This window comes from Methanothermococcus okinawensis IH1 (assembly GCF_000179575.2).
Lineage (GTDB): Archaea > AGJL01 > Methanococci > Methanococcales > Methanococcaceae > Methanofervidicoccus > Methanofervidicoccus okinawensis.
Window position 1 is genome coordinate 1301684 of sequence record NC_015636.1, and the last position, 25603, is coordinate 1327286.

The 25603-nt window shown below is 27.5% G+C and carries 18 protein-coding genes and 1 CRISPR repeat array; of the genes, 12 read left to right on the forward strand and 6 right to left on the reverse strand.

The annotated features are described in order from the left end of the window. Window positions 1-114 precede the first annotated feature (114 nt). Entirely contained in the window at window positions 115-894 is a 780-nt protein-coding gene (locus tag METOK_RS06500) for an adenosylcobinamide amidohydrolase (protein WP_013867425.1), read from the forward strand. An 8-nt stretch (window positions 895-902) separates the two neighbouring features. Continuing rightward, window positions 903-2938: a CRISPR direct-repeat array (repeat unit 30 nt; unit sequence ATTTCCATCCATCAATGGTCTGATTTTAAC). 406 nt (window positions 2939-3344) lie between these two features. Here METOK_RS06500 and METOK_RS06505 read toward each other — a convergent pair. The 4 genes from METOK_RS06505 to cgi121 all read right to left on the reverse strand — a co-directional run bounded on the left by METOK_RS06505 (window position 3345) and on the right by cgi121 (window position 7721). Beyond that, window positions 3345-5087 carry an ATP-dependent DNA ligase gene (locus METOK_RS06505; protein ID WP_013867426.1) on the reverse strand — a complete coding sequence of 581 codons (1743 nt, stop codon included), beginning with the start codon at window positions 5085-5087 and terminating at the stop codon, window positions 3345-3347. Window positions 5088-5266: 179 nt separating this feature from the next. Further along, complete coding sequence (locus METOK_RS06510) at window positions 5267-5590, reverse strand: hypothetical protein (protein ID WP_013867427.1); 324 nt, start codon at window positions 5588-5590, stop codon at window positions 5267-5269. Window positions 5591-5642: 52 nt separating this feature from the next. Further along, window positions 5643-6923 carry a histidinol dehydrogenase gene (gene hisD / locus METOK_RS06515; RefSeq protein ID WP_013867428.1) on the reverse strand — a complete coding sequence of 427 codons (1281 nt, stop codon included), beginning with the start codon at window positions 6921-6923 and terminating at the stop codon, window positions 5643-5645. 333 nt (window positions 6924-7256) lie between these two features. Continuing rightward, window positions 7257-7721, reverse strand: a complete 465-nt coding sequence (gene cgi121 / locus METOK_RS06520) for a KEOPS complex subunit Cgi121 (protein WP_013867429.1) — start codon at window positions 7719-7721, stop codon at window positions 7257-7259. A 220-nt stretch (window positions 7722-7941) separates the two neighbouring features. Here cgi121 and cobA point away from each other — a divergent pair, with 220 nt between their 5' ends. Beyond that, window positions 7942-8658, forward strand: coding sequence for a uroporphyrinogen-III C-methyltransferase (gene cobA, locus METOK_RS06525; RefSeq protein WP_013867430.1), 717 nt, complete (start codon window positions 7942-7944; stop codon window positions 8656-8658). A gap of 97 nt (window positions 8659-8755) precedes the next feature. Further along, window positions 8756-9337 (forward strand): FmdE family protein, encoded by a 582-nt coding sequence (locus METOK_RS06530; protein WP_013867431.1) that lies wholly within the window; start codon window positions 8756-8758, stop codon window positions 9335-9337. Between the two features lie 88 nt (window positions 9338-9425). Here the strand turns inward: METOK_RS06530 and METOK_RS06535 are convergent, their stop codons facing one another. Further along, window positions 9426-10457, reverse strand: a complete 1032-nt coding sequence (locus METOK_RS06535; protein ID WP_013867432.1) for an AI-2E family transporter — start codon at window positions 10455-10457, stop codon at window positions 9426-9428. 279 nt (window positions 10458-10736) lie between these two features. On the opposite strand from METOK_RS06535, the gene METOK_RS06540 reads away from it, so the two are divergent. From METOK_RS06540 to METOK_RS06580, 9 genes are all read left to right on the forward strand, one after another. Continuing rightward, window positions 10737-12668 carry an aldehyde ferredoxin oxidoreductase N-terminal domain-containing protein gene (locus tag METOK_RS06540; protein WP_013867433.1) on the forward strand — a complete coding sequence of 644 codons (1932 nt, stop codon included), beginning with the start codon at window positions 10737-10739 and terminating at the stop codon, window positions 12666-12668. Between the two features lie 355 nt (window positions 12669-13023). After that, complete coding sequence (cas10, locus tag METOK_RS06545; protein ID WP_013867434.1) at window positions 13024-15837, forward strand: type III-A CRISPR-associated protein Cas10/Csm1; 2814 nt, start codon at window positions 13024-13026, stop codon at window positions 15835-15837. After that, window positions 15809-16303 (forward strand): type III-A CRISPR-associated protein Csm2, encoded by a 495-nt coding sequence (gene csm2, locus METOK_RS06550; RefSeq protein WP_013867435.1) that lies wholly within the window; start codon window positions 15809-15811, stop codon window positions 16301-16303. Before cas10 ends, csm2 begins: the two co-directional genes overlap by 29 nt. Window positions 16304-16367: 64 nt before the next feature. Further along, the gene (gene csm3, locus METOK_RS06555; protein WP_013867436.1) at window positions 16368-17096 is read left to right on the forward strand and encodes a type III-A CRISPR-associated RAMP protein Csm3; all 729 of its coding nucleotides are present in this window, start codon (window positions 16368-16370) and stop codon (window positions 17094-17096) included. Between the two features lie 51 nt (window positions 17097-17147). After that, window positions 17148-18299, forward strand: a complete 1152-nt coding sequence (gene csm4, locus METOK_RS06560; RefSeq protein ID WP_013867437.1) for a type III-A CRISPR-associated RAMP protein Csm4 — start codon at window positions 17148-17150, stop codon at window positions 18297-18299. Between the two features lie 2 nt (window positions 18300-18301). Beyond that, window positions 18302-19453: a type III-A CRISPR-associated RAMP protein Csm5 gene (csm5, locus tag METOK_RS06565; protein WP_013867438.1), complete on the forward strand. Its 1152-nt coding sequence runs from the start codon at window positions 18302-18304 to the stop codon at window positions 19451-19453. Further along, window positions 19446-20933, forward strand: a complete 1488-nt coding sequence (locus METOK_RS06570; protein ID WP_013867439.1) for a hypothetical protein — start codon at window positions 19446-19448, stop codon at window positions 20931-20933. The genes csm5 and METOK_RS06570 overlap by 8 nt, the downstream gene beginning before the upstream one ends. Window positions 20934-20968: 35 nt before the next feature. Next, window positions 20969-22528 (forward strand): hypothetical protein, encoded by a 1560-nt coding sequence (locus METOK_RS06575; protein WP_013867440.1) that lies wholly within the window; start codon window positions 20969-20971, stop codon window positions 22526-22528. A gap of 126 nt (window positions 22529-22654) precedes the next feature. Beyond that, entirely contained in the window at window positions 22655-23827 is a 1173-nt protein-coding gene (locus tag METOK_RS06580) for a chromate transporter (RefSeq protein ID WP_013867441.1), read from the forward strand. 106 nt (window positions 23828-23933) lie between these two features. Here METOK_RS06580 and serS read toward each other — a convergent pair whose 3' ends face one another. Beyond that, window positions 23934-25490, reverse strand: a complete 1557-nt coding sequence (serS, locus tag METOK_RS06585) for a serine--tRNA ligase (RefSeq protein ID WP_013867442.1) — start codon at window positions 25488-25490, stop codon at window positions 23934-23936. Between the last annotated feature and the right edge of the window lie 113 nt (window positions 25491-25603).

The window sequence follows — 25603 nt, forward strand, 5'->3', positions numbered from 1 at the left end:
TATAACTTTATTTATTCAATTTTTATTTAAAATTATTTTAAAATATTTGAATATTGGTTAAATTATAAGTATAATAAATACCATTTAAAATTTATAAATAAATTTGGTGATAACATGATTGAAAACATTTATAGTATGGATGATTGGCGAGCTCTGAAAATACCCCATACAGTAGAAATTGAAAACGAGTCAGAATGCACAAAAACATTGGTAATTGAATTTAACAAAAATAGAAGAGTTTTATCTACAAGAGAGGGATTTAAAACTGTTAAATATGTTGGGAATAACTCAATACCAGTTCCATTTTGGGATAAAGTCCATGATTACAAGGATTATGAAAATCAGGTTTTGGAAAGGATAGGCATAAATAAAAAAGATATTGCCCTATTATCCACTGGTGCAAATATGGACAATTTAGCCATTGCAAAGGAGGAATTTGATGAATTTTACGCAATAGCATTTACAACAGCAGGGGCAAAATATAATGCCATAAGGTTGGGCGATGAAGAGGCCGATTATATTGAAAAGGACTTCAAGACATATAAAGTTGTTAATGGAAAATTGGTCGAAAAAGAAAAGGAAAAAGAAAAAATTGGGACTGTTAATATAATACTTATAACAAATGCGGATTTAACGGACGGAGCAATGGCAAGGGCAATTATTACAATCACCGAAGCAAAAACAAATGCATTTCAGGAATTAAATATAAAAAGCACGAAACATCCAGAACTAACCGCCACAGGAACAGGGACAGATAATATAATTGTTGTCAAAGGATTTGGAAAAAAGGCAGACTATACTGGTGGTCATACTAAGTTGGGGGAAATAATTGCAAAATGTGTTAAAAAAAGTGTAATAGGAGCTCTGATAAAACAGGACAAATTAGTTATATAATTATATAAATTTCCATCCATCAATGGTCTGATTTTAACATAAAATTAAAACAAAGAAGGGAAAGGATATAATTATATTTCCATCCATCAATGGTCTGATTTTAACATAGCAGGAATGATTATTATTTTTTAAAAGAGATGTATTTCCATCCATCAATGGTCTGATTTTAACTCGCGTATTTTATTATCAATGACATTATATATACTGATTTCCATCCATCAATGGTCTGATTTTAACCAACAGTGCTATCTTTTCCCCCTGAAAACAATATTGCATTTCCATCCATCAATGGTCTGATTTTAACGGATTATACACGGTGCTACACTGCTTCTTGCCCAATAATTTCCATCCATCAATGGTCTGATTTTAACTTAACAAATATTATAAAGCTAATGAAAAAAGTAAATTTCCATCCATCAATGGTCTGATTTTAACTTAATTATTTAGTAATATTCAAAAATCAATATATAAATTTCCATCCATCAATGGTCTGATTTTAACCTGCAATATTAGCAGATTGGGGGATGTATTCATATAATTTCCATCCATCAATGGTCTGATTTTAACTAGCGATAATTTATTAGCGAATCGTTGAATAACTTTATTTCCATCCATCAATGGTCTGATTTTAACCTAAATTAAAAAACATCATTTCACATCCTTACAAATTACATTTCCATCCATCAATGGTCTGATTTTAACGATTTTGCATAAAAATTATAACTTGCAGTATCTTTATTTCCATCCATCAATGGTCTGATTTTAACCGAGATTTTGCCCCCATTCATTTACAGCACTGAACCCATTTCCATCCATCAATGGTCTGATTTTAACCTTCTATCTCTTTAACTTCTTTTTCAATCTGTTTATCATTTCCATCCATCAATGGTCTGATTTTAACCAACTAAAAAGGGATTATTGGAGGAAGGAACTAAAAATTTCCATCCATCAATGGTCTGATTTTAACTTAATAAAAGCAAAACAAGGACTTATGAATTAATCGAATTTCCATCCATCAATGGTCTGATTTTAACACTGTATAAATAAAATAGATATGTTAATAAATTCAAATTTCCATCCATCAATGGTCTGATTTTAACGCTTATTTTATGACCCAACAGATGAAGCATATAAGAATTTCCATCCATCAATGGTCTGATTTTAACGCTTATTTTATGACCCAACAGATGAAGCATATAAGAATTTCCATCCATCAATGGTCTGATTTTAACTCTCTTGGAACTAAATGTATCGCATCGTAGAATTTGTATTTCCATCCATCAATGGTCTGATTTTAACTTTTTATTACGCCACACATTATATTCTTTTTTATATATTTCCATCCATCAATGGTCTGATTTTAACCCATACCATAAAGTTCTGACTCCATTTTTATATTCAAATTTCCATCCATCAATGGTCTGATTTTAACCCAGTTATTATTATGTTATCGATAAAATTAATATTAATTTCCATCCATCAATGGTCTGATTTTAACATAATTTTCCCGTTATTATTATATCAATGGGGTTTGGATTTCCATCCATCAATGGTCTGATTTTAACGTGGTATATAATATGTCTAAATTTAAAACTAAATCATGATTTCCATCCATCAATGGTCTGATTTTAACACATTCTGATGATGAGCCTTCCCCCAGCATGATTATTTCCATCCATCAATGGTCTGATTTTAACGGTCTGATTTTAACGGAAGTAATAATTCTGTAATTCCTACCAATATGATTACATTTCCATCCATCAATGGTCTGATTTTAACCTTAGATTGTCCACCTAACGGAGTATGTGCAAAATTATTTCCATCCATCAATGGTCTGATTTTAACATAATGTAAATATGATAAACGCTGGTATTGTAAATTAATTTCCATCCATCAATGGTCTGATTTTAACATATACAATAATTATGTCCCTGTGACACTATACACAATTTCCATCCATCAATGGTCTGATTTTAACTTTGAGCGATGATGAGGGCAATCCTCGGAGCCGTAAATTTCCATCCATCAATGGTCTGATTTTAACAGTTTAAAATTTTTCTTATTTTACATAAAATAGCTTTGCATTACTCCTATATAAACCTTGCATCTCGAATCACATTGATTTTTGTTATTTATATAGTTTTAAGGGTGATTTACGACGGATGATTTATAGATATTTAGGAATATAAACGATATTAAATTTATATTTTTTTAAAATCTAAAAAATTTACAAGGAAGGATTAAAAATAACATAATATATAAAAAATCTCCTAAAAATCTCTATAATTTTGTTTATTTAAATATATTAATTATACTAAAAAATCCATCGATTTACGACGGATGATTTAAAGAGATTTAAAAAAATAAAGATTAAATAATTCTTATAATAAAAAAATAAAGAATATTTACAGGGATAGTTTATGCATTATTAAAAAACTTATTAGTAGAGTTTAATCTCCTTTCATAAATTTTTTAGATTTACCTTTTTGAATTGCAAATATTCTTTTTACATCATCAATGGTATTTATATCATCAACCGATTTATCATCTCTTATCCTAACAACCCTTGGAAATCTAAGGGCATAACCACATTCATATTTATCGGATTCTTGAATTTCTTCATAGGTCACCTCTAAAACAATTTTTGGTTCTACAATTGTTTCTCCATCTATTTCATTTATTTTAATTGAATTTATCATTTCCGTTAATTTGCCGAGCTCCTCCTCACTTAACCCACTTCCAACATGACCAATTGGATATAAATTTCCTTCTTCATCTCTAACAGATATTTCAAAGGAACCATACCAATCCTTCCTCTTACCCATACCTATTTTTGCCTTTGTAATCACTACATCAAGGCTTTCCAATGTAGGTTTAAATTTATACATCGTTTTTACTCTGCTACCTGGGGTATATGGTGCATTTGGATTTTTAATCATCACCCCCTCATGACCTATGCTTAAACTCCACTTATAAAATTCCAATGCTTTTTTTATGTTATCTGTTGTTAGTTTATAGGATATATCTATTTTCTTCTTTGATTTTATCTCATTTTCTATTTTTATTTTATCCTTTTCCCAATCATTTGTTCCTACTATATTTTCAAGTATTTCTCTTCTTTCTTTTAGTGGTAAATCAATTAATGGCTTATTATAATATAAAATATCAAATAAATAAACCCTTAAATTTATTTCCTCTTTCATTTTGTCAATATCATATTTTCTTCTAAATCTTCGTAATATGTCCTGAAATGGTCTTGGATGTCCAGTTTTTAAGTCGATAGCTACGCATTCTCCTTCTACTATTATATTATTTACATCCATATTTTTTACTTCTTCCACTATCTCAGGGATTGAATTTGTAATATCTTCCAGTTTTCTACTGTATATTTTAACATCTTTATTTTTTTTATGGATTTGAACCCTTGCACCATCGTATTTTGTTTCAAACTGCGGAGCTCCCATTTCAATTATGGCATCATCAATTGAAGGTATAAGTTGTGCAAGCATGGGTTTAATAGGTCTAAATATTCTTAGCTTTAAATCCTCGTCATTGTCAATATCTACATTTAACATTAATTTTTCTGCAATAAGCCCAATATCATTTACAACTGCATAGATTTTCTCCAATTTTTCCTTTGGAATATTGAAATACACAGAAAATGCACCTAAAATTGTTGGAACATTCATTCCTATTCTCATATCCTCTAAAATAAGCCTTACAATATACCTCCTTTCCAGTGGCGAAGCTTTTAGAAGTAGGCTTGAAATATGTCTTATCTTTTTTTTCTGAGAGTTTGCTCCTTCAATTTCCGATATTTTTTTTAGAGTGTCGTATATATCGTCAAGAGTCGGTGGTGTTTGAAATAGGGATATTTGTTTTATATCGGAGCTCAGTTTTTCAACTGCCATTCCCATATCCCCAGTTTCTTTTATGGTATTCAATAACTTTTTCTCATCTATGCCTATTGTTTTCACAGCTTCTATCAAAAGGCTTGGACCTATACCGAGCTCTTTATTTTCATACTCTGCAAATACTCGCCCTATGGTAATATAACATATTTTTTTTAAATCCTCTGCTGAACCTTTTTTATTTGTTAATTTTATTAATTCTATAAAATAGTCCATCTTTTCCAATCTTTTTGTTGTGCTTTCTATTTTATTAAATATATCGCATACTTCTTTAAACAGCATATATTCCACCAGTAAAATTAAAACTAAAATAAAGATATATTTATGATTAATACAATAAATTAATTTCAAAATATAAAAAATCAATTAAAAATAATTATTAAGATAATTAAATAATCTATAATAAGATAAAATATAATTTATAATTAAAATATTAATATTACACTTATTATTTACTCATTTTATTTACTTAAATTTACCATAGTGCTTAAAGTGCTGTTAAATTCATTAATACTGCTGTCAATCTCTTTTAAACTATTGTTATCAACGGAGCTCAGGTTACCATTTATCACATCATTACTCAGTATATTTTCCGTAGTATTCAGGGATTTTTCAGTAAGTTTTAGATAGTTATTTACATTAAACAAATTATCCTCATCGGTATTTTTTTGAAAATTCTGCAATATATCATCATATCCAGTATTTGACATGAATTTAACAAGAAATCCAAAAATAACGAGTAGAATGACTAACTTCAATATGGTTTTATAAAATTTTAACAGCATAAAATCCACCAAAAATTAAATATTTTTTATACATTTAATTATTAGATAATAGTTAAATTAACCTTTTTTTAACAGATTCAGCATGATTATATAATCCTTCTGCTTCTGCAAGTGTGATTACAATATCGGATATACTCTCTAACCCCTCTTTTGTGAGCTCCTGCACAGTAGGTTTTTTTATGAATGTATCAACGCTTAAACCTGAATACATCTTTGCACATCTACTTGTTGGCAAAACATGGTTTGTTCCACTTGCATAATCTCCAACAGGAACTGGTGAATAGCTCCCTAAAAATATACTTCCAGCATTTTTTATATATTTTAAAACTTCCCTTGGATTTTCAGTAATTATTTCCAAATGTTCTGGTGCATACTCATTTGATAGATTTATACATTCATCAAGGTTTCCGTATAATATTGCAGAGTTTTTTAATGAGCTATTTATTATTTCCTTTCGTTTTATATTTTTATTTATTAACTCCATAATTTTATTTTTAATAGCTTCTGCTTTTTCCTTTGAAGTAGTTGTAATTATACATGAAGAATTAGGGTCATGCTCAGCCTGTGCTAAAAAGTCTATCGCCACATAATCATTGTTTGCTTTTTCATCGCATATTATCAATACCTCAGAAGGTCCTGCTGGAAAGTCTATTGCCACATTATTGCCATAAACCATCATTTTAGCCGCAGTTACAAATATATTTCCCGGTCCAACAATAATATCTACCTTTGGTATAGTTTCTGTTCCATAAGCCAGAGCTCCTATTGCCTGAGCTCCTCCAATTTTATATATCTCATCAGCCTTTGCTATATCCGATGCCACAAGCGTTGCAGGATTACCTTCTGTTCCATTTGGCGGTGAAACCACAACAACCTTTTCCACACCTGCAACCTTTGCAGGAACCACAGTCATTAAAACTGTTGATGGATAAAATGCTCTTCCCCCAGGAACATAACATCCTGCTTTTTCTATTGGTCTTATTATTTGCCCGGCTTTTATGCCGTTTTTATTTATTTCCCATTCTTTAAGGTTTTTAAACTGTATTTCATGGAATGATTTTATATTATCGTGAGCTTTTTCTATTGCCTCTATGATTTTATAATCTATCCTGTTGTAAGCCTTCTCAATTTCTTCCTTATGGACTTTAAAATCATCAATATCAACTTTATCGAATTTTTTTGTATATTCTTTTAATGCACTGTCCCCGTTATTTTTTACATTATCCAATATTTCTCTTACAATAGGATATATATTTTCAAGATTCATTTTATTTCTATTAATTAGTGTAGTTTTCTCTTCATCTGTTAAATCAGTTATTTTCTTAATTATCATAATTTCTCCTCAATTGATGATAATGATGGATATAATATTAATTTATTCTTTCTCTTATTTTTTATTACCTATTCCTTTTTGTTATTTTATTCATTATCTTATTTTTTACTATTATTTTTTATTTATTATTTTTTTATTTAATATATTAAATTTTATATTAAATTATATTTTTATTATTCCTATTTTTCAGCATATTATTTTAATTCTTTTAATTATTTCTTTTATTAACTTTTATCATCTATTATTTTTATCTTAAATTAGTTATTTAGTTATTTTTTAATTTTTAACTTTTTAATAACATTTATATATCTAAATTTAATAGTAATTTAATTATTACATCACTTCGATAATACTTATTTTTTCACATATTCTTTTAATTAATTCGTCTTTATTATTATAATCATAACTTAATCCCTTGATATTATATGCCCTTATTATATTTTCCATTTTTGATTGGGTGAGCTCTAAAACTGAATCATCAACTACACCACCAATCATATTTATCAGTTTATTTAGTGTTTCTTTATCTTCGCATACTATACAGACATTTGATTTCTCCTTTTCAGGATTCACTCCAATAATTTTTATGGCATTGGATATTTGCCGTTGTGCCGATGCCCTTACAAGTATTTCCATCCAAAAACTGTTTGTAATTGGTTTTTTTGATTTTGCCTGATTTATGGCATGAATTATATGTTTTTTTGTGGCTATTAAGTCGGCATTTAATATTTGAAATGGATGTTTTAAATAGAATATATCTTTTCTTATTTTTGCATCCTTTACTCCAACTATTATCATCTTATCCCTCATAGTGATTAATATAAATATTTCCTATAACCTATCCCAAATATAAGATTATAACATAATACCATTATTATCATTAATCTATAAAAAAATAATAAAAGAATAATAAAAAATTATTAATTAAATAGAAGTGATTAGTATAAGTAATATAATTAAAAAATAAAATAAAAAAATAAAATGAGAATTATATATTAAAATCAAATATGGTGAGATAATGAAGGTAATATTGGTGGGTGCTGGACCAGGAGATGAAGAATTAATTACATTAAAAGGATTAAATGCAATAAAAAATGCTGATGTAATAGTTTATGATGATTTAATTGGTGAAAATCTTCTTAAATATGCAAAAGATAATGCAGAATTGATATATGTAGGTAAGAGGAAAGGAAAGCACTCTCACAAACAGGAAGAAATTAATAGAATATTGGTTGAAAAGGCAAAAGAAAATAAAACCGTAGTTAGATTAAAAGGTGGAGATTCCTTTATATTTGGAAGAGGGGGTGAAGAAATACTTGAACTGAAAAAACACAACATACCTTATGAAGTAATCCCGGGTATTACCTCGTCAATAGCTGTTCCAGAGGTTGCAGATATTCCATTAACACATAGAAAAGTGGCTACATCATTTACAGTAGTTACAGGACATGAAGCAGAAGATAAGGATAAAAAACAGGTTAAATTAAGCGAATTAAACGCAGATACTATTGTAATACTTATGGGCATTACAAATTTAAAGCATCATGTTGCAGAGCTCCTAAAAAATAGTCGTAGAAATGAACAAACACCAGTCGCTATAATCACAAATGGGACTAAATCAAACCAGAAGATAGTAAAAGGCACGCTAAAAAATATAGTAAAAAAGGCAGAAGAAAACGATATTGCACCACCGGGCATTATAGTAATTGGAGATGTTGTAAATATCTTAGAATAATCTAAATAAATACTATAATATAATAACGATTGGAAAAATAATAAAATAAAAAGAAATAAAAAAATTAAAAAATAATAATGAAACATAGGTGATTACAGTGGAAGAGGATTTAAAAAAAACAATAGAGTTCCATGGACATTTTTGCGCAGGTTTAGCTATGGGTTATAGAGTGGCAAAATATGTTAAAAATCACTATAAAAGGTCAGAAGATGAGGAGCTCGTGGCAATAGTATATAATAAATCGTGCAGTATCGATGCAATTCAATATTTACTTGGATGCACATTTGGAAAAGGAAATTTAATATTTAAGGATTATGGAAAATATGTTTATGTCTTTTATTCAAGAGACCATCAAAAAGGCATTAGAATTTCATTTAAAGATATATTGTATGAAGAAATGAATAAAATGAAGGAGAAGTTAAAGGACATCTCTGATGAAGATGAAAAAAAGAAACTTAGCGATGAATTAAAAAATAAAAGTATAGAAATGATATTGAATTTACCTGAGGATGAGCTCCTGCATATTGAAGAGGTGGATATTCCAGAACCTAAGAAAGCTAAGATATATCCATCACTTAAATGTGAAGAATGTGGGGAATATTTTATGGAAATTAAAGGAAGATTAATAAACGGAAAAGTTGTATGTAAGGAATGTTTCGAAAAATTATCTAATGAATAAGAAAAATTAATAAAAATTATATAAAAAATAAAAAAATTATAAAAAAATAGAATAAAAAAAGGAGAATATAATAAACAAATTTTATAGTTTATTTACTTTCTCTCAATTTCACCCGCCATAGAGCATCAAATGCCCCAACAATTAAAGGACCCATTGCAAATCCACCAAGTCCCAATGTAAGAGGTCCTATTAGGAAGGCTATCAATATTAGAGAAGGATGGACATCACTTTCTTTTTTAACAATTAATGGTCTTATGACAAAATCTGGCAGAGTGGATAAGAATATCCATCCAAATAGCAGTAATTCAATACCTTTTACAATTTCACCCGTCATTAAGTAATATATAGACAGAGGTATATATACTGTCCATCCTCCTATTATTGGTAAAAGTGCAAAAACACCCGTTATAACTGCCAAAATAAAAGCGTTGGGGATTCCGATAATATAATAACCAATACCTGAAATTACACCAATGGCTATGGATGTTAAGGCATTTCCTATAAATAGATTCTTGTAGGATTCATTCAAATTATTTAGAAATAGTTCTGTTTTTTCATAGTATTTATCAGGCACCTGTGCTAATATAGCCTTTTTCACCACATGTCCATCCTTTAAAAAATAGTATGTCATGAATAAAACAATCATCGTTTTTATGGCTATTTCTGGCAAAATCATAAGTTGAGCCAATGAATTTTTTATGTAAGGTTCCAAATACGACAAAATTTGAGAGATATAGTTGGATAATGTTTGTTCATCCACCTGCCAAGAGTATCCAAAAATGCTTGATACCTTATAGAGTAAGTTATTCAATCTTTCAACAGTATCCATACTTTGCAGATTCAGACTTTGTATGTTAATTTGCTGTAAAAATATCAACAATTCTTTTAATACAATATATCCCACAATAACTGTTGGTATGATAAATGCCAACAGGCATATTATTGCAGCTAATGTATTTCCCGTGTGAGGTTTGAGTTTATCGTATATGGGCTTTCCCATGTAGGCAAATGCACATGAAAGTGCCAGCGTATCTAAAAAGGGGTATGTCATATAAACAATGGCTAAAAATACCCCCAATACAAATATTTTCATTAATAATCGATATTCTTCGTTGTTCATGTTCTGCATCCCCACCATATTTTAAACATAAAATCCAAACATAATAAGTATTATTAATATTATTAAATTAACTAAATTTATACATTATATCAAATATAAAAAATATTTATTTTATACTATTTCACGATATTATTATATATCCATAATTATATATTTATAAATTATTAAATTATCAATAACTAATAACTAAATTTAGCCTAAATTATTAACTATATTAACTATATTAACTATCAACTATTTGACTAAATAATCTTATAAAAAAATAAAACTGGTGAGAGTATGAATATTTTAATAAATGCTTCCAATAAAAAATATGAAACTATAAATAAAGAATTTTTTCCCATAAATTGGGGAATATACCTCCATAAGAAATATGAAACCTGGAAATATGATGTTTATGATGAACATAATATATTCTGCTTTGGAAGAGGGGTTATACCAATAATTGGAGGTCATAGGCTTATATTTTCTTTCAGGTCTCCACTTTGGGATGGATTCCATTTCTCAGCAATGGGAGGTGCAGGATATGTATTTAAAAACACAGGATTACATAATGTTGCAATAATTGGAAAATGTGAAAAACCAAGTTTATTGATATTGGATGGTGAAGGAGAAGATTTAAAAGTAGAATTTATGGAACTTAACGAAAGTAATGGATTTGATATAAAAAATTATAAAAATATATATGATTTGAATGAATATATTCTAAAAAAATTCAATGAAAAGAATTATAGGGCATTTATTGTAGGTCCTGCATCGTTAAATACAAATATGGGGGGAATATTCTCTCAAACTGTAAGAAACGGAAAGTTAGTTGAAGGCTCTGAGGATTGGGCTGCACGGGGTGGTGTAGGTTCTGTATTATGCCGAGCTCATAACATATTAGGGGTGGTATATTATGGTAAAAATGGAACGGATGAAGAGGTAAAAAAACAGAAGGATATTGAAAAAAGACTGAGGAATATTGTAGAAGAACACTATAAAAAACCGTATATGACTGTTGTTCTTGAACATACTAAAAAATACAGATATAATGAAAAAACAAAAACAGGGGGAACTTTTGGAAATAATTACCATTATACACTTGATATTACCCCTATATTTAACTGGAGAATGCCCTATATTCATAAAAATGATAGAATAGAACTTCATAAAAAAATAATGAAGTATTTTGTAGAAACATTTAATAAAGAATCCATAGAACCTAAAAAATGGACTAATTGTGGAGAACCATGCCCTGTATTGTGCAAAAAATATAGAAATGGCTTAAAAGTGGATTATGAACCTTATGAGTCCAATGGTCCATTACTTGGTATATTTGATATACATGCCGCAGATAAAATCGTGCATACTGTGGATGCCCTTGGTTTTGATGCCATAGAATTTGGAAATTTGGCATCCTATGTATTTGAACTACTTCATGTGGGGCTTTTAAAACCAGAGGAAGTTGGGATAGATAAACCCATATTTGATATAACACACTACCAAACCGACGATGATATTTTAAAAAATTCGCAATATAATGCAGAGCTCGCAGTGAAACTTGCAAATATAATAGCATTTAAAAAGAATGAACTGGCTAAAATACTATCACTTGGAAAAAGAAAGGCATCAAAAATACTTAACGATAAATTTAAAGATAGGTTAATGACTAAAAATGCTGATAAATTCAATTATGAGAAATTCGAAGATTTTGGTGTATATATTCCTTTTGGTGATAATGGAGAGATATCCCCAACTCAATATTGGGCTATTGGAAATTTTATGCCTTATTTAATTCAAGGGAAATATTTAACATATTATCAATGTGGGGAATTCTTAGAACCAGAAGAATTGGCAAAACTTAGTGTTGAAAGAGTTATAATGGAAATAACAATAGAAGATTTAGGTATTTGCAGATTCCACAGAAAATGGATTTATCCAATAATTAAACCACTTTTAAAGGAAATAACCGATGTAGATTTAGATAGCACAATTAAAGAATTAATTAAGGATATCTGTGAATACGATAAAAAAATAGGATATCCACCCTACATAGAAAGTCAAAGAGTTAAAGATTTGATAATGGCTGGTGCAGGGGAGTTTGGAAATGATAAGTGGGCATTGGAATTTAACAGTAAGGGGGAAGTCAAACTAAAAGAATACATAAAAAGAGTTATGAACGAATACAGTAGATTACTAAATATTGATTGGAAAATAAAGGAAGATTAAAAATATTAATAAAAAGTTAAATAAATTATAATTTTATTATTTATCGGAGCTCCGATAAATTTTCTCTTTTCAAAGTTTTTATAGATATGTATTTATTATTTATGGCAAAATTTAGGTATATATTTAAAAATATCTAAACGAAATAATGTATAAATGAGCGTTAATTTTTTATAGTAAATAAATTTTTAACTTAATTAATAAAAATTGTAATAAAATAGTAAAAAAGTTATAATGTGGGTAATAATTATAATTAATGAGATTTTTATTAACTATAATAGTTAATAATAATCATTATATACTATAAATTTCAACATCATAGTAGAATAATAAAGTATTATTTATCGGGGGTTATATAATGGTATCTAAAAAGACAGATTTAGATAATGAGTATGAATTATTGAAGATAGGTGCATTATTGCATGATATTGGAAAATGGTATAAACTTGTGGATGATGATAATACCACCAATAAATCTTATAAAGACCATATATCATTAGGAGTTAAATTTGTTGATGAATTTAAAAAACACTTAGGAAATGAAAATAATGATAATATTGAAATTGTAAAATATTTGGTAGAAAATCATCACAACAATATTGAAAATCCTTATGATGTTAAAAAACATTTTTTATTAAATATTTTAAAGATTTCAGATAAATTAAGCAATGGAGAACTAATAGGATATAATAAAGATGTGAGCTCCGAAAAATATAAACAATTAATATCTATTTTTGAGAATATATCACTTCCCAAAAATAACAATGAAAATAACAATAAAGATAATGAAAATAATGAAAATAAAAATGAAAAAAATAGTAAGAATTTTATAAATTATGAAAAATATCATAAATATCCATTAATACCTTTAAATGTATCTAATAAATCATTTCCTAAGAAGAATAGCGAAGATAGTTATGATGTAGATTGTAATACTCTCGATAATGAATTTGAAAAATTAGTAAAAAAAGATACATCTGGAAAAAAGGTTAATTTTGAAAATTTAATGTTGTTTGTTCAAAAATACACCTGGTGCGTTCCTTCAACATACAACAAAATAGGGCATAGTAATTATTTGCCTGATGTTTCATTATTTGACCACTCAAAAACTACCTGTGCTATTGCCTGTTGTTTATACAGGTTATATAAAGAGAATAATAAAATTAATGAACTTAACGAAGAGTATGAAGAGTATTTTAAAAATCTATTAAATAATCTAAAAAAGGAATCAGATAAAATAAAAGATATTAAAGAGAAATATCAAAAAGGAGCAAATAGGAGCAATAAAGAAAACAGTAATAAACCAAAAGAAATAGAAGAAACATTAAAGAATATGGAATATGGAAATAAAAATATGTTCTCTCTTATACATGGGGATATTTCAGGAGTTCAGGACTTTATATTCAATATAACATCAAAAGGAGCAAATAAATCCCTTAAAGGTAGAAGTTTTTATTTGGATTTTTTAACGGAGCTCTGTGCAAGATATATTATTAAAGAGTTAAAGTTGCCTGTTGCAAATATACTATTTTACGGAGGAGGTCATTTTTACATTTTAAGTCATAAAATTGATAATAATAAATTATCAGTATTTGAAGAAAAAATAAATGACATATTATTTGATAAATTCGGTGCAGATTTATATGTGGCAATTGGAATGGTGGATTTAAGACCTATTGATTTTTTAATAGATTGTATGGATGAAGATGCCAAAATTGGAATACCTTATAAATGGAAGGAAGCAGCAGAGGAGACTTCTAAGAAGAAAATGAAAAAATTTGAATATAAAGGAATGGAATTATTTAAAGCAGAAGGAAGCGGGGATGAAAACAAAAGATGTAAAATATGTAAAGCTGAAATGAAAAAAGAAGAAAAAGAAGAAGAAAATAAAATTTATGAATTAGACGATAAAACAAAAGTTTGTGAAAATTGTGCATCATTCGTTGAAATTACCAATTTTTTAAAGAAATTTGGGGAAGATAATGTTATGGATTATAAATTATATGGGTACTCAAATATATTTAAAAAAACTGTAACTTTTGATAAATTACCATCATTAAAGGAATTTTTTGATTTAGTTGAATTTGAAAATACAAAATACAATCTTCCAAAAGGTAATGCTGGAGATTCAGAAAAAAGTAATGCTGGAGATTTAGATATTCCATATAAATTAGGTTCAATAGCATTTCCAATGGAAGATAAAAAAATAATAAAAGATTTCTCTGAATTAGGAGAAGATGCAGAAAAAAGGACGGGCACAAACAAAATAGGCATCTTAAAAATGGATGTTGATAATTTAGGTAAAATCATCACAAGAGGTCTTGGTGATATAGCAACAATATCAAGGTTAAGTACCCTGAGCTCTATGCTAACTTTGTTCTTTACAGGTTATATACCTTATTTAATCAAATCAAATAATGATTATAATGACACTATCTATTTAACTTACTCAGGAGGTGATGACACATTAATTGTTGGAGCATGGGATAGAGTATGGGATTTGGCAAAAGAGATAAACGATAAGTTTAAAGAATTTGTTTGTAATAATCCAGATATTACATTAAGTGCAGGAATGGTTATTGTCAATCCAAAATTTGAATACAGAAAAGGAGCATATTTAGCAGAAGAAGAGTTAGAAAATGCAAAAGATAACATCGTAGAAAAAGACGAAAAAGAAAAAGATAAGAAAAATGATGAAACAGAAGATAGAAAAAAAGATAAAAACGAAAAAGATAGAAAAAAAGAAAAAAATTCAATAAGTATATTTAATAATGCTTTATCATGGGATTATATTGAAAAGGAAGGGGATTATGAAACAAAATTCGAAAAAGCCATTAAAAATACAAACAAAAAAAGAATAATCCATCTAAGTCAGAAAGTTTGTTCTAATCTAAAAAAAGCATTGGTTAGAAATGATAATGATAATGAAGAGTTAAGAGTAAATATTCCTTATCTTTGGAGAATGAAATATTATCTTTATAGAAATTATAAAAATGACAAGGAGTGGAAATATGTGAAATTTTTAGATAAATATCTGACAAATATTGAAGACAATATCAAATCCTGTAAAACAAATATAATTTTCAATGATATAATAATAGCTTCAAGAATTGCAGAGTTAAAAAGTAGAAAGGAGGGAAATAATGAACTGGAAAAATCATCCAAATGTTAAATTCAAAAATAAGGGAGGTAATATTATGAAAACCCAAAAAGACCCAAAACCAAAAAATCAGACAAAAAATCAGAATGAGATGCCATCAATATTAAATGATAAGGATATAGATAATATATTAAACCTGAGCTCTGAAAATGTTAATTTATTTATTGAAAAAGCAAAATTATTGGCGGAACAAATAGGAGATAAAATTGAAGGAAGGAAAAGAATTGAAAGAATTTCATCATCAAAGTTGAGGAATTTTTATGACTATGCAGTTCAAATTAAAGAGTCTAAAAGGTCTGATTGGTATCTTAAATTAATGTTGTTAAAACCAAAAATGGTATATAATGCAAGTAAAGAACCTGAGAAATCAGATAGAAGAAAGGCGTTAGAACTATTTAATAGAGAAATTGATAAAATATTAAATAAAATTGATAAAAATAATAAATCTCATTTTGATAATTTTATGAAGTTTTTTTGAGGCTGTTGTAGCTTATCATAAACAATATACAAAATCAAAATAAAATAAAGAGAGGGGATATTATATGGATAATATAACATTAAAAGGAAAATTAATAATAAATGGTAAAATTGAATTATTAACAGGAATGCATATAGGAGGAACAGCAGAAACCTTAAAGATTGGGGGTGCTGATAACCCTGTAATAAAAGATAAAAATGGAAATGTATTTATTCCAGGAAGTTCATTGAAGGGAAAAATTAGGAGTTTAATGGAAATAAGTGGATACGCCAAGATAACTTATGAAAAAGGAAAACCTGGAAAACCATGTGAATGCGGAGAGTGTGATGTGTGCTTGATATTTGGACCACATAGTTCAAATATAAAAGAACCATCAAGAGTTATTATAAGGGATGGATACCTTAAAGCTAATGATATGAGCGAAGTATATGAAAAATTGGAAATAAAAGCAGAGAATACAATAGATAGAGTTAGTGGAACCACCATTAAAGGAGGGATTAGGAATATTGAACGAGTGGTTGCAGGAAGCGAATTCAATTATGAAGTTGTTTTTAATATATATGATAAAAATAAAGATAAAGAATTAATTAAAAAATTTATTGAAGGTATGAAACTATTGGAAGATGATTATTTGGGAGGAAGTGGTTCAAGAGGATACGGTAAGGTAAAATTCAAAGAATTAGAGGCAACATATAAACCAAAAGAATATTATGAAGGAGAAGAAAATCTAAAAGAGACTAAATCAACAGATGATTTAAACCAATTAACTAATGACATTAGCGAATTATTTTAATTAAAAATCAATAACTATTTTTTTATTTTTTAAAATTATTAGAGGGGAACAATGTATAATATTATAAAACTTATCCCGAAGGAAAACAGCAAATACCATTTTGGAGAAGGAGATTTAACCGAAAGTTCAATAGTATTTCATTCCTATAGTTTGTTTTCTGCGATTGTAAATAATTTTGTTAAATTATACGGCGATGGGGAATTTGAGAAATATAAGGAGAAAATAAAAGAATTGAAAATATCATCGCTATATCCTGCAATATATCAATTTGATTTAGATTTAAATAAAATCGATAAAGAAATATTATTTATACCAAAACCTATGTTAAAATTGGGATTTGATAGTAAAACTGAGGAAAAAATTAAAGAAAAACCAAAGGATATTAAAAAAATTAAATTTATATCATTAAATGCCTTAAAAAAGCATAATAAAAAGGAATTGAAAAAAATAACTATTGGTGAAGAGTATCTAATAACTAATAAAGAAAAAGACGATTTTAAATATCAAAACCCAAAAAATATGGATTTATTTAAAAAAATAATGGAACAAAAGGTTTCAATAGATAGAATAAAAGGAACTACTCTTGAAGATAATGAAAAGGGGCAGTTATATTCAATCGAATTTATAAAACCTTTGAGAAAAAAGGATAAAAATAAAAATATAATAAATATCGTTGGATTTTATTTTTTAATTGATTTTAATAGCATTAATGAAGATAAAGATATAGTAAAGAAAATCAATGCATCCATAAATTTAATCAAAGATGAGGGATTGGGTGGAAAAAGGAGTATTGGTGCTGGAACTTTTGAGGATATTATAATTGATGAATTTAATGAAGAAGATTTAGATATTAAATATGAAGATTTAAATAAAAAATATATCTCCAAAGAGAAAAGATTAACTTTGTCAATTACCGTTCCAAAAGATGAAGGGGAATTTAAAAGTTTTTGTAATTATCAACTGATTAAAATTGGCGGTTATATCTATCCTTCACCAAATAAAATGGAATATATTACAAAACTTAAAAAGAATATATATGCAATTGCAGAAGGTTCTATATGTGATAAAGAAATTAGCGGTGATGTAAAAGATTTAAAACCTGATGGCATAAATCAAGAAGTAATATTAAATGGACATATCATTACTATTCCCGTAGTATTCTATGAAGAACTTAAAGATTATAATGAAGAGGGGGTGAATTGATTATGAATATATTTAGACCAGATGAATCAAAAACTAAAAATAATGGAATAAAATCCACTAAAAAAGTTCTAAAAATAACTACAATATCTCCTTTAAATATTGGTAATGGAGATGTTTATTCCAATATGGATTATTATATTGAAAATGGTAAAGCAAAAATAATCAATATGGAAGAATTATTTGAAAATATAAAAGACATACATAAAATAGATGAATTAACAAAATTAATAAAACATAATATGAACAATAATAGAATGGAACTTAGCGTAAAAGAAGCTTATGAAAGTATAGGCCTTTATCTTGATGAGCATATTTTAAAAGAAGTCAATTGTAATATTAAAATGGACGCAAAAATACAGGTTAAAAAATTCATAAATCAAAATGGAAAATACTATGTTCCAGGGAGCTCCTTAAAAGGTGCCATAAGGACGGCTTATATCTTTGACTATTATGATAAACATATTGATAAATTAGTTAATATTTTAGAAAATAAAAAAATACATGACAATAAAAAAGGAAATGAGGTTGTAAAAACTGCTATTGGTGGTATCAAAGATGATTTCTTTAAATATTTATTAATTACCGATAGCAATATTATACCACCAGAAAATTTTGAATTTATCAATACTATAAGATACAATACAATGGATGCAAAAAAAGGTAAAAAATCCAATACTATCCCAGAACCAAAAGAAGTCCTTAAAAAAAATTCAGAGCTCAGGGTAGAGCTCACCATAAAAGATGGTTTTCCAAAAAATTTTGAAGATATAAAAAACATGTGCAACAAGTTTTCAAAAACAGTAGTGGAGTTTGAATTAAATAACAAATATTTACCGCAGGAAACAATTAAATTTTACAACAATTTACTTAACAACATAAAAAATAACGACAATTCATTCTATTTGGCTATTGGTTCTGGAAGTTCTTATTTATCTAAAACTATATATTTACTATTATGGAAACACGACAAAGGTAATAAAAAAGGATACTTAAATATTATGAAAAACATATTTGAAAAGGAGAGAAATAGAAAATTAAAGGCTTCCTTAAAAGGTGCAAGACATTATATTGAATTTCCAAGAACAAGGGTATTAGACAGTAATAAAAACATTCCAATGGGATGGGTAAAAATAACGGAGGATAAAAATGAGTAAAGCATTGTTTTTATCAAATGTTGGAAATAGGGATTTAGGAAAGGATAAAACGCCATTGTTTGATAACAAACCGAATAAAAAATCGGATGAATTAAAGGAATATTGTAGAGAAGAATATAAAAAAATCACAGGAGAAGATTTAAAAGCTGATGAATTGTTCAGTTTTACAAAAGAACTTTATTCAAGTGGAGTTTATAGGAAATTAGATTTGGAACCAATAATAATAAAATACCAGATAAAAAAAATTTTAGAACTCCACGATTCAATAGATGTAGTATTATTTGGAACTCTACAAAATGGGGGTTATAAAACAGACGCATATTATTCTGCAAGTATTATTGAATATATTATAAAAAAAGAATTTGGAGATAAAATAAATAGTATAAAGGTTTATGCAATTAACGACAATCCATCGGATTATTCATTAATGTTTGAATATTATAAAAAGACACTTAACAATTTTAAAAATGATAAAGATTACGAATCCATTTACTTAGGAATTACAGGAGGAACTCCTGCATTATCTTTTGGTCTAATAATATGTGGAGCTCTGAAATGGGAATTGAAGGCTAAGGTATTATACCAATCATTATTCAAAAATGAACCTACTTATATGGATATAGGTTATAAACTATTCAATATACTAAAAAACAGAGAATATATCACATTATATGACAAACATTTGTATGAGCTCTGTGCTGAAATTGGAAAGGATTATAATTTAATACCAGATTGGAAATACCATTATTTATTGGGATTGCATTATAAAGAACTTTTTGATTTTAAAAGGGCATTAGAAGAGTTTGATAAGGCATACAAATGCGATAATGTTAATTTTAAGGATAAAAAAGAAATTCAAAAGGAAATTAATAGTATAAAAGATTTTGAAAAGATAGATATTAATAATATTGTAATTAAAGACAATATTAATCTTTACGCTAAATTAATTGATTTATTAATTGAAAATGCTAAAATTAAATGGGAGAATGGCGAATATGTAGATTTTATAGGAAGAATATTTCGATTAAAAGAGGCATTACTTAGAATGATTATAGAAAAAGAATTTAACATATCAACAAATCCTAAAAATGTTGAAGAAAATGGGAAAAAGATTAAAAGATGGTTGGAATTTGAAGAGTTTTTGGATAACAATCCAAAGATATACGATTATTTAGAAAAGGAAACTGATTGGAACGGAAGAAAAGAACCAAATAACAGAGTTTTAGATTGGATATTGGGTTATATGGTAAATAAAGGTAAAAAAGAATGGAAAAAATATGCTAAAATATATGGATTTAGTAAGAACTTGGAAAAATTATCGGAGCTCCGAAATGAGTCAATATTGGCACATGGTTTTAAGGGCATATCTAAAACTGATATAGTAAATAGATATGATAAAAATAACAATAACGAAATGAAAATAATTAGTGATTTAGATAATATAAAAGAGATAATTAGTGAATTAATTGATAATAAATAAAATAATCGACAATAATAAATATAATAGGTGAATATATGAATAAAACCTGTTTAATTTGCACACTTGGAAATAGGGATATTCAATTTAAAAAAGAGTATGAAAATGAATTAAAAGATATTTTGGGAAACATATTAGATAAAAATAAAGACCATGATTCTAATGACTTAATCATAGCAAAAGGAAATTTCTTAGAATATTCAAAAAAAATATTAGATAATTATGATAGAGTAAAGGACTATATTGTATTAGCGATTATGCAGACCTGTTTGGATTATATAAAAGAGCAATTAAATGGAACAGTAGAAAAAATTATTTTAGTTCCAACAAATCAACAAAATGAAGAAAATGTAAGTCCTAATCATAAAGCAGGAGATACCTTTATTGAAGCAGAAATTATTAAAAGATTTTTAGAAGAAAATGGTTTTAAAGGTAAAGTTGAGATAAAAGAAGCCAGATTCGATGCATCAAATTTGGATAGGTGGTTTAAACATATACTAACTATAATCGATAATAACCACGATATATTTGATAAAATAATATTTGAAGTAAGCGGGGGAGTCCCAACAAGCAAGGAAGCCATAAGATTGGCATCATTATTTAAAGAAAAAATAGAGGTAGTAGAAGTTAAAGGAAAAATTGATAACAAAAATATGAGCTCATTTGAAAAACAAATAATAAAAGAAAAAGTAAAAGATTTAATTAAAAATTACAATTATGTAGGGGCATTATCATTTAAAGAATACTATACAGATGATAAAAAAATACTAAATCTAATAGAACATTTAAATTATAGATTAAATTTTGATTTTGACAATGCCTTAAAATCTTATAATGAAGAAAGATTGGAGAAACTTGATAATGAAAACAATACTATTGAAAGACTAAAATACCTTATTCTTGAACTTTTAGATAACATGGAAATCGAATTAAGAAATAGAAACTATGCAAACTTTTTAGCAAGGGTTTATAGATTGGAAGAAGCCATGGGTCAGTATTTTGTTTTAAAGTGGTTTGAAAAAACTAACACTAAAATTAGCTATAAATTAAGCAAAGATGCCCCTTCATCAGGTCTTATTGACGCTAAGGATGTAGGCGTAGATAATTTAAATAAAAAAATCGAAAGTTATCTAAAATATTTAGCAAATGGTATTAAAAATAATAAATACAATAATAATTATCATCATTCAGGTGTGCGAAAGTTAGTAAATTTTATTGAAGAAAACTGTAAAAATATCAACAATAACACGATAAATTATAAAATTAACATAAATACACCATTATATTACAAATTAATAAAATATCTGTATGGAAATTATTCAGATGAAATTAGGGTATATGAAAAAATACAAAAGATGTATAAAAAGGATTATAACAATTTAAGACATACAACAATAGTAGCTCATGGGTTTGAAGGCATAAATAAAGGTAGAATAAATGATATGCTAAAATCAAATGGCATTGAAAATTGTGATATTGATAGATATTTTAATGCTATTAAATCAGAATTCCTTAAAATCGCAATCAAAGATAACAATAATGGAAAAGAAGAAAATATATTTGATAAACTAAATAACGAAATAATAAATCTTTTATAATATCTTTTAATTTATATTTTTTATTTATTTTTATTTATTTTTATAAAAGATTACTTTTTAATAAATAAATTTTATAATTTTTTTTATATTAAATTTAGTTTATAATTTTATTTTTTTGGTGAAAACATGGAACCTAAACCATCGGCTTTAAAAATTTTTACTTCGTTTTTAAAACTTGGATTAATAGCATTTGGAGGACCTACGGCTATTGCCTATGTTCGAGAAATGGTTGTGGATAAGAAGAAATGGATGGATGAAAAAAATTTTAACAATGGAGTGGCATTATCTCAGATAATTCCGGGTGCCTCTGTAATGCAGGTTGTGGCATATGTGGGGCTTAATATTGGTGGTTTTGCAGGAGCTCTTGCAGCTTTCATGGCATATGTATTACCTGCATTTTTTATGATGTTAATTTTAACAATTATATATATTCATTTAAAAACAGTTCCTGAAACAGCATCTATATTTGAGGCTTTAAGAATAGTAGTTGTAGCATTAGCAGCCAATGGAACATTAAATTTTGGTAAAAAAAGTATTAAAAATATAAAGGATGTATTTTTGCTTGCAGTAGCTGCAATTTTGTTTATATTAAAATTTAGCCCATTTGTTGTTATTTTTATTGCAATGATTATAGGATTTTTAATGCATAGGGAAGATTTTACAGAATTATCGTTATTACTATCATCTAAACCTCACATTGATGGAAAAAAATTAAAAATATATAAATATGTTGCCTGTATCTTGATTGTTGTTACATTATTTAATTTATTAATGTGGTTAATCAATCCAGAGTTCTTTTCGCTTTCAACGCTTATGATGAAGGTTGATGTAATGGCATTTGGTGGGGGTTATGGCTCTGTGCCGTTTATGTTGCACGAGGTTGTAGATGTTGAAAAATTGATAGATGCCAAAACATTTATGGATGGTATTGCATTGGGTCAAATAACACCAGGACCTATTGTAATAACTGCTACATTTGTTGGTTATTTGGTTAAAGGTTTAGTTGGAAGCATTATTGCCACTATAAGCGTTTTTACTCCATCTTTTATAATATTGCTATCCACTGTGCCAATATTTGACAGCCTTAAAAATAACATAATTTTTAAAAATATATTCAATAGCATATTGGTGTCTTTTGTTGGTTTAATGATTGCTGTAACTATAAGGTTTGCATTATCAGTAGATTGGACATTATCTGCTGTAATAATAGGTTTAATAGCATTTATTGGGTTGTATAAGAAATATAATATACTGTTAGTAATAATTTTAAGTTTGATTTTAGGATATCTGATACTTTAAAAATAATAATTTATTTTATAACAAAACTAAACTAAATATGAATGATAAAATAATAATAAAATAAAAAATAATAACATAAAACAGTATAATTAAAAAAATAAAAGATTTATGGCCAAGTAATTACCTTTGGAATTTCTGGCATTTTTCCTATTTTCTTTTGCACCAATTCAGGCCAATCCTCATAATTAAATCCATACTGTGCTAAGAAACCAACTACCCATCTTGTTAAACCATATCCTGTACATCCTGTCCATACCTTTCTTCCCTTATAGTCTCTTATTCCAAATCCTTCAACAAAATGAGTTCCATGAACATTTGCAGATGTTACAGCCACTCCTTTTCTCTCATCCTTTATGTGTGGTAACCATAATCTCATTTCATATTTTGGAATTTCTGGGAACTCTATATTTCTATCCTCTTTTTTTCTACCTTCAAGATAGAATGGGTCATCTCCAACCTCAGTCCAATATTCCAAATCTAGTTTTTCAGCAAGTTTTTCAGCATATTTTAATGTTTCATCCCTTGTTTTTTCAACAAATTCTGGACTACCGAGCTCTACACATTCTATTCTTAAAAACTCATTAACCCTATCGAGACCTTTTGCACCGCCACCTTCCCATCTGTATGTCCATCCACTTTTATCCACGAATTTTATGGGATTGTCTATATCCACGAGCTCGTGGTCAAAGAATTGATAAAATGGCTCACACTGAGCAGGTGCTAAAACATAACCTGGATTTCTCAATAAATCATTTAACTTATGGATAGGTATTTCTTTTTTTATCATCATTTCATTTACAAACTCCCTAAACATTTCAGGGTCTCTTTTTGGTGGGCAGACATAATACATGCCCTCAGGAAGACCTTCCAAATACCTCATTTTATACATAACTTCCAATGGAATCAATTTTGGAAATAGGCACTCATTATAACCTATTTTATTTACACATTCTTCCATTATGAGCTCCTCAAATGCTCTAAACAATTTTGTTATAGGAGGCGTATAAAACCACTGTCCCTTTCCAACAAATCTTTTGACCCATCCGAGTTTTTCGGCAACTTCTGTTGGGTCTTTATCAAATGTAATTTCTCTTTTTGCTTTATACTCACTAACTATCGTTCCAGGAGCTATTGCACAAACATCGAAGGTTAAATCTTTTTCTTCTCCCTTTTCAAGTTCATTTCTTACGAATTTTATGGCTCTATCTACAATATTTCTTTTTAATTCACTATCTCCAATATTTTCAAATATTATCTTTACAGCATTGTTGTTATAATCAATCTCTGTTTCACATTCTGGAACTTTAATATCTTTTATATTTTCAAGGTTCTGTTTTTCAGCAGGTATGGTTATTTCGTAGTGCTCTATAATTATATCCCTTATACCTGTTTTATGTTTTTTTCCAATCTTTTCCATTATTGGTTTTTTCAATCTCATCAATGCCTCATGAGCTCGTGCATAAGTTCCTGATACAATATTTAATTTTAGTTCTTTTCCATCAAAATCATAGTTTATTATTTTTGAAGCTTCATTTTCTTTTCCTTCTGGAACTCCTTTTAAAAATATCTCCCTGCTATTGTCTAATACTTCTGATATATCTTTCTGTGCATCTTCATTTAATTCCTTACTAAATATGATTTTTCCTTTTAACTCAAATTTCATTATTTCACCGTTTTATCTCCCTATTCAATTTTTATATCTTAATTTATATTTTATAATTTAATTTTAATGAATTTCCAGTATAATATAATAATCTAAAAAACTAATAAATAAAA